This is a genomic window from Stieleria sedimenti (assembly GCF_025060895.1).
Lineage (GTDB): Bacteria > Planctomycetota > Planctomycetia > Pirellulales > Pirellulaceae > Stieleria > Stieleria sedimenti.
The window spans coordinates 1-7310 of sequence record NZ_JANZKV010000008.1 but is presented as its reverse complement, the minus strand read 5'-3'; the positions used below and the strand labels follow the sequence as shown (position 1 = coordinate 7310).

Here is a 7310-nt window from a genome sequence, read left to right as displayed (position 1 = left end):
TAACTCACTGCCACGGGCATCTAACTCACTGCCACGGGCATCTAACTCACTGCCACGGGCATCTAACTCACTGTCACGGGCATTTAACTCACTGTCACGGGCATTTAACTCACTGTCACGAGCATCTAACTCACTGCCACGGGCATCTAACTCACTGTCACGGGCATCTAACTCGCTGTCACGGGCGTTCAACGCTTCCGCCCGAACCTGCAATGCCTGTTCTCGCGACTGCAGCTCGGCCGCCCGTTGATTCAGCGTGGCGTCGGCGGCGTTCCCGGTCGAGACCGACGATTTCGCGGCCTGAGTGGTCGCACGCACTTTCGCGATCGATTCGGACGGAAAGCTCAATCCCCGGACCGTTGCTGCGGCCACCCACGGACCTTGCCCATTTCCCACTCCAGAATTGGGCAGGATGGCGCCGGCGTCAACGTAGCGTTGCAGCTGCTGGACCGAATACGGACCACGTTTTCCATTCTTGGTCTTGATGTACCACTGGTCTGGCATCACCTGGTCTGGCATCAGCGTGTTGGGGGCATCAGAGTGATTTCGGCATCTTGGAAAAACGAGGATCGCACGAGCAACCTCACCCACCATGATCCTAGCACGTCGATCCCGCCCCGGACGTTCCATCATCCGATCAGCCGGGTTGTGATGAACAGTCGGTCGTTTGGGGTGCTCGATACAACGGCAACACAACGGCAACCGTCGCGGCGAGACACCTACATACGGGTACTGGTCCCCTTCGTCAGAGCCATAAAGGCGGATTCCAGATCCAACTCTTCCTCCGAAAACCGCTTCAGATCGATCTCGTGTTCGATCAACAGTTTCGGCAAGTCGCTGTACTCTTCGACATCGGGCTTCAACACCACTCGGATCGACGCATCACCGAGTTCGCAATTCTGGACCTTGTCGTGCTGGGCGAGCAAGTCGATGATCGCATTCAACTGGTCCGGCCGGTTCGGCTGGATCACCAAGACGACGTGTTCACGGACCATCCGAATCACTTCAGTGACTTCGGCATTTTGCTTCAGTTCACCGCGATCGATGATGCCGACCTTGTTACACACGTCGGCCAACTCGGGCAGAATGTGACTGCTGACGATGATCGTTTTCCCCATTTCGCCCAACTTGCGCAACAAGTTGCGCATCTCGATCCGCGCCCGGGGGTCGAGTCCCGACAAGGGCTCATCCAACAGCAGGACTTGGGGGTCGTGCAACAGCGTGCGTGCCAGCCCGAGTCGCTGGGTTTGTCCGCGTGAGAGCGTGTTGGCAAAGGCATCGCGTTTGAATTCCAGGTCGACGATTTCCAGCATTTCATTGACGCGTTCTCGTCGTTGCTGGCCGTTGATTCGGTATGCCGCGGCGAAAAACTCCAAGTACTCGACCACGGTCATGTCGTCGTAAACGCCGAAGAAGTCGGGCATGTAACCGACGAGGCGGCGGATTTCTTTGGGGGCGGTGTGGACCGAATGATCACAGACGTACGCCTCGCCCCAACTCGGTTCGAGCAACGTGGCGATGATCCGCATCGTGGTGGTCTTGCCCGCCCCGTTGGGCCCGATGAACCCGAACAGATCGCCTGCATTGAGATCCAGGTCGATGCTGCGAATCGCAAACGCATCGCCGTACTTTTTTGTCAAATCGACTGTCTTGATCACGGGAGTCTTTTCTCGTTCAGTTCTGGCGAATCAGTTCAGGCGAGTCGAACGGACCGGCACGACGACGCGCACCATCGACAACACCCGACCACCGGGCTGGATGAATCCCGCTGAATCATCCATCGTTTCTTTTACTTCCAATTCAAACAGCGGTTGCTCCGTCCGCCCCATCAACAGACATCGGTCCTCGACCAACAAGTCCGAGAGATCCAGATCGCCGAGCACGTGGTGCCCAAGCCCGGTGTAGAGTTCTCCCCCGGCGGCGCGATGAAACAAGATCATTTCGGCGACCCGTTTGGCGTCTGAAAAATCACTCGGCGACCACGGCGTCGTCACCGTCGTGCTCTTGTCGGCCGACTGTTGTCGCGTCAAACGCCAACGAAAATTCTTCTGTCGCAACTCACTCAACTCCGCCACGCTCGATCCGGCGGGAACACGCGTCGGCAACAGATACACCCAGTTTCCATAGATCAGGACGCCATCGAGGATGTCATAGGGCAACGGGTTGACCAGCGTGCCCCGCAACAACTCGCTTCCCGGACGGCGGATCACGGCGACGGCCCGGTCGGTGTCGGCGGTGAACGAGTACCGTGCCGCAATCGACTTGCTGCTGCGTGGGGCGATCGTCAAACCGTTGAGTTCTGTCTTCACACCACGACCGACCTCTTGACCGACCTCTTGACCGATCCTCGACGGCGTCACCGAGTACGCTTCAAACACGCTGTTCTCCCCGGCCAACTGAATGCCGCCGAACTCTCGGCCGGGATACCCCATGGGAAAGACAAAGGAGCGAGCGGTGGTCCAACCGGGCTGTCCACTCGATTTCGGTTCGAGCGGCGCCAGCGTCTCACGAGCCCGATAGCGCAAATCCACCCGCGCCGGGTCATGTGAATACAACGAGCACCACGCGAACCCGCGTCCGGCCCCGTCGACCAGATCAATGTCAGTCACTTGAAATTGATTCGCCCGCCACAACGCGGACGTCGCGGAAGCGGCGGCGGTCGAATTGGTGCCGGTCGAGTCGCCGCCTGCCGAGTCGGTGTCCGCCGCGTCGGCGACGGTTTTGGGCGCGGCCTGGATGACCAGAAATACCGACAATGCGATCGCCATCAGCGGAAACGACACCCATCCCAACAGCGGCTTTCCCCACACGCGGTTGATCAACAAGTAATCCAGCGGCCCGATCAAGGCGATCAATAACATCACGACGACCGAGACGACTGAGAAACTGAAGCGTGGCTTGATCACAAACTGATCCAACACACCTCGCATCTGGCCGGCCAAATCGGAGAACGATGTCGAACCAGTTCGACTGTCCCGCTCTCCGGTCTGTTCTTCGAGCAATTCGCCCACGACTTGCTTGACCAGATCCAAACGCTCGGGCCACTGGGCAAAGCGGGGTGCATCCAAGTCGGCCGTGACGACCGTCAGGTGTCCCAGTCCGATCACGTAGTCGGCACCCAGCACGGCGGAAACGCGACGCGTCGTGCGGCCCGAGATCAACACACGGCCCTCGCGTCGGGGCAGTTTGATGCCTTGAAAAACGTCCAGCGGCGTCTGGCTGGAAGTGAAGGTTTCGAAGGCCGCGGGGTCATAGCGTGAGAGCGTGACGTCCTCGACCGGCAACAGCGAACGCAGCCACGGTGCCGCCTGCAAGGTTCGCTCGGTGGCCTCGCCGAGCGTGACGAACAAGCGCCCGCCACGGCGCAGCCATGACACCAAGGCCTCGGCCTGTGCCCCCGTCATCGCCTCCAGCACCGGCACGCCGGTGGCGTTGACCATCACCATGTCGACGCCGTCGTAGCCGAGCGACTGAAAGGGCAAACGGTCGGCCGAGCCGATTCGGGTGACGGCGATGCGAGCGGCTTTGTCGAGCAACACGTTGGACGCGCCGATTTGGTCGACGCCCAGCGGATCACCGACCGAAACGATCCAGGGCATGCCAGCGGAGATCATCGACGGACCGCGGTCCGGTCGGCCGGCGGCGGGAAACCGTGTTTGGACGACCACTTCGGTGCCCGCTTCGGTCGTGCGTTGAATCTGCAGCGGAGCGGCCTCGGAGCCCGGCACCACGTAACCCAGTTCGATCGGCTCGGAATCGGCGGTGGGATAGGTCCCATAGCGTACCCGCACGCCGTCGCCGTCGAGCGTCTCCAACGTGAACTCTGAACGCGACCGGCCGTCCGTTTCCATCGCCGAACGGATCGATTCGGCCAAGCGGATCGCGGTCGGCCGGCCGACTCGATAGTGTCCGTTGATTCCAACGACGACGGCCGCCGGAGTGGTTTCCGCTACCGCCGGTTCCTGCTCCGCCACCGCAACGGGGGCCGAGAACAGGAGAACGAGCGCAGCGACTGCCGCGAACTTGACGTGGTCTGTCATGGCTTCTCTGAATCGGGGCATTCGCAAACCAGTTTGCCACACCCCGGACATCCCCCGCCGTACTTGGCGACCAGGGCCGCGTTGAGGTCGATTTCGGCGACGTTGGCAATGGTGGTCAACCAGGCGATCACGTCGGCGAACTCTTCGGCCAGATTGGCTCGATCATCGCCCCGCAAGGCCGACGAAAGTTCTCCAACCTCCTCCATCAGCCACATGAACGTGCCTTCCACCCCCCTGGCCACGTCCTTCTCGTGGTACATCTGACGAATATGCCGCTGAAGATCCGCAAACGATAATTCAGTAGAATCACTCATGCTGGCAGATTGTAGCGCGTGCGTAGCGCTTTCGCGATCGGGGTGGGCTGAGTTAGATTAGGGTTTAGCCATCCGTACAGCGTTTGCGACCGTTTGGTTCAGTGCTCCGGAGCGTTTGGTTCTGTGGCCCCAGCGGTTTGGTTCCGCTCGTCTGCACGATTGTCTTCCAAAACCCGTCTTTCGCTCTCTCTCTTTTAACCCCGCAGCGACCTTCGTTGACCGATTCTGCGCACCGCCGGATGGCCGCCCCCGACGACAAAGCCGCGGGAAAACCGGCGGCCGAGTTCCACCGCTACCCTTGGTATGCCCCGCGATTTTGGCACGGGATGCGACCGCTGACCTGGTGGGGCCTGCTGCGTCAGGGGCGGTTCAGAATCCACCCGAGCCGGCTGCCGAATTTGCTGGGCGTTTCGCTGGCGACACCTTGGAACACGGTCTTGGCGGGAACCCAGCAACTGGTTTTCCGGAATCGGCTGGCATCGGCCGAATTGCACGGCCCCCCCGTCTTCATCATCGGACACTGGCGCAGCGGCACCACGCTGCTGCACGAACTGCTGGTGCTCGATGAGCGGTACAGCAGCCCGACGACCTTTCAGTGTTTCGCGCCCCATCACTTTCTGGTCACCGAGTGGATTTTCCAAAAATTTTTCGCGTGGCTGATACCGGGAAAACGCCCCATGGACAACATGGCGGCCGGCTGGGAACGGCCCCAAGAAGACGAATTCGCGTTGATGAACCTGGGGCTGCCGTCTCCCTATCGCCACATCGCGTTTCCCTGTGAAGCCCCCGTGGATCTCAATTACCTGGACTTTCAGGACGTCTCCCCGTCGGCGCTTCGCCGATGGCTGGACGCCCTGAGACATTTCTTGCTGGGGGTCAGCACCGTGACCGGACGCCCCCTGGTGATCAAAAGCCCCACCCACACCGGCCGCATTGCCGAGCTGGCCAAAGAATTTCCCGACGCGAGGTTCATCCACGTCACCCGCGACCCCCGCGCCCTGTTCCCCTCGACCTGTCGGCTATGGGCCGGACTGGCCGAAGCCCAAGGCATGCAAGTGGCCCGACGCCCCGACGCCGCCGCATCCACCAATCCGTCCGACGACGGCGACGACCAGCCACTGTCGGCTGACAAACAATACGTGGTCGATTGCTTGCGGCGAATGTACGACGCCTTCCTCCGCGATCGCCCGACCATCGACTCCAACCGAATCATTGACATCCGCTACGAAGACCTGGTTGCCGATCCGGTCACCGTGCTTGAAACGATCTATCGCTCCTTGCGATTGAGTGATTTTGATTCGGTCCGCCCGGTGATCGAATCCTGGGCCGCCAGCGAACACCGCTCCTACCAAACCAACCGGCATCAATTGTCTCCCCAAGACGAAGCGACCATTCGCTCCGCCTGGAAACACTACTTTGAAACCTATGGCTACTAATCGCATGAACCCGCGCCTGAACGACTCGCGTCGCGATCAACCGCAACGCACCAGTATTTCGACGTCCACCCTGCCCTGCTGTGTGATGCTTGCCCTGTTAGCCTCCTTGATCGGGTGCGCGCGGAAGGATCCGGAAACACCCTCAGTCGAGCAGGCAAACTCGCAGCAGGCAAACTCGCAGCAGACAACCGCACAGCAGACAACCGCCCAGACGGAACCGGCGACCGAACCGATCGCACCGCAAACCTACTCGGCCAGCGCCGACGAATTGCTGGCCGCACGACTGCCGGACGAAGAAGCCGCGGCGGGCTGGGTCCGTCTGTTCGACGGACACACGTTGTTCGGATGGGAAATCACCGGCAACGCCAACTTTCGCATCGAGGACGGCGCGATCGTGGTCGACCAAGGCGAACAATGCTTGCTGTGCACTTCGACCACCTGGGGCGACTTTCAATTGACATTCGATTTCAAAGCGGATCAAGAAACCAACAGTGGTGTGTTTGTCCGCACGCCGCTGAAACCGGAAAACGTGACCGCGGATTGCTACGAAATCAACATCGCCCCTGACGACAACCCGTTCCCGACCGGCAGCATTGTCCAGCGACAGAAAGTCGACGGCGAAGCGGCGGGACCGCAAACGCCGACGCAGTGGCGAACGATGTCCGTCATCGCCGACGGCAGGGATGTCACCGTGTCTCTGGAGGGCAACGTCGTCTGTCGTTACGCCGATCCGGTCGACCTGGCACCACGCCGCATCGGATTACAACACAATTCCGGACGCGTCGAATTCAAGAACATCAAAATCCGCCCGCTGGGCATGCAACCGATGCTCGATCCGGAACTGTCCCAATGGAAAAAATACCCCGAGATGGAGGGGACCTTCACGATCAACGACGACGGCGACCTGCACGTACTCGGCGGCAAGACGCAACTGGAAACCCGACAAAGCTACGGCGACTTCTTCATGCTCGCCGAGTACAAGATCGATGACCCCGAAATGAATTCAGGGATCTTCTTTCGCTGCATCCCCGGCGATGAAATGATGGGCTATGAATGCCAGATCAACAACGGATTCAAAGACGGCAACCGATTGACGCCCTTGGATTGCGGCACCGGCGGCATCTTTCGTCGCCAAGACGCTCGCGTGATCGCCGGAGAAAACGGGGAGTGGTCGACGGTATTGCTGCATGCCAGCGGTAACCGAATCGCCGCCTGGGTCGGCGGGGTGCAAGTCAGCGACTGGGAAGACACCCGCGAAGAACACGAGAACCCGCGTAAAGGAAAACGGACGTCACCGGGAACCATCATGATCCAAGGACACGACCCCAAGACCGACGTGCTGTTCCGCAACCTGCAAATCGTGGAACTCAGGTAGGGGCCGGGCGTCTGCGACGCGGGAGAGAAGAGGTGGCAGAATGATATCGGGCAGAATGATGAAGAGATCGGCCGGAAGGGGCAAGACGATGGGGGCAAAACAATAAGTCAGCCAGTTCCCATTCCCCACCCCATCATTCTGCCAC

At 60.3% G+C, this 7310-nt stretch carries 6 protein-coding genes; 2 read left to right on the top strand and 4 right to left on the bottom strand.

The window, feature by feature from the left end:
• From NZK35_RS01275 to NZK35_RS01260, 4 genes are all read right to left on the bottom strand, one after another.
• Positions 1–633 (bottom strand): DUF4339 domain-containing protein (locus NZK35_RS01275; protein WP_259630789.1); only part of this gene is annotated, 633 nt, incomplete at its 3' end.
• Positions 634–719: 86 nt separating this feature from the next.
• On the bottom strand, positions 720–1658 hold the full coding sequence (locus NZK35_RS01270) for an ABC transporter ATP-binding protein (RefSeq protein WP_259630788.1): 939 nt from the start codon (positions 1656–1658) through the stop codon (positions 720–722).
• 30 nt (positions 1659–1688) lie between these two features.
• Entirely contained in the window at positions 1689–4040 is a 2352-nt protein-coding gene (locus NZK35_RS01265) for a hypothetical protein (RefSeq protein WP_259630787.1), read from the bottom strand.
• Positions 4037–4354 carry a MazG nucleotide pyrophosphohydrolase domain-containing protein gene (locus NZK35_RS01260; protein ID WP_095737597.1) on the bottom strand — a complete coding sequence of 106 codons (318 nt, stop codon included), beginning with the start codon at positions 4352–4354 and terminating at the stop codon, positions 4037–4039. Before NZK35_RS01260 ends, NZK35_RS01265 begins: the two co-directional genes overlap by 4 nt.
• 215 nt (positions 4355–4569) lie before the next feature.
• Between NZK35_RS01260 and NZK35_RS01255 the strand changes: the two genes are divergently transcribed.
• Positions 4570–5790 (top strand): sulfotransferase family protein, encoded by a 1221-nt coding sequence (locus tag NZK35_RS01255; RefSeq protein WP_259630786.1) that lies wholly within the window; start codon positions 4570–4572, stop codon positions 5788–5790.
• 4 nt (positions 5791–5794) lie between these two features.
• Positions 5795–7165: a 3-keto-disaccharide hydrolase gene (locus NZK35_RS01250; protein ID WP_259630785.1), complete on the top strand. Its 1371-nt coding sequence runs from the start codon at positions 5795–5797 to the stop codon at positions 7163–7165.
• The last annotated feature ends 145 nt before the right edge of the window (positions 7166–7310 follow it).

Coding starts and splice junctions, on each gene's coding strand:
- NZK35_RS01265 (WP_259630787.1), bottom strand. CDS start 4,040: ATGACAGACCACGTCAAGTTCGCGGCAGTCGCTGCGCTCGTTCTCCTG.
- NZK35_RS01260 (WP_095737597.1), bottom strand. CDS start 4,354: ATGAGTGATTCTACTGAATTATCGTTTGCGGATCTTCAGCGGCATATT.
- NZK35_RS01250 (WP_259630785.1), top strand. CDS start 5,795: ATGAACCCGCGCCTGAACGACTCGCGTCGCGATCAACCGCAACGCACC.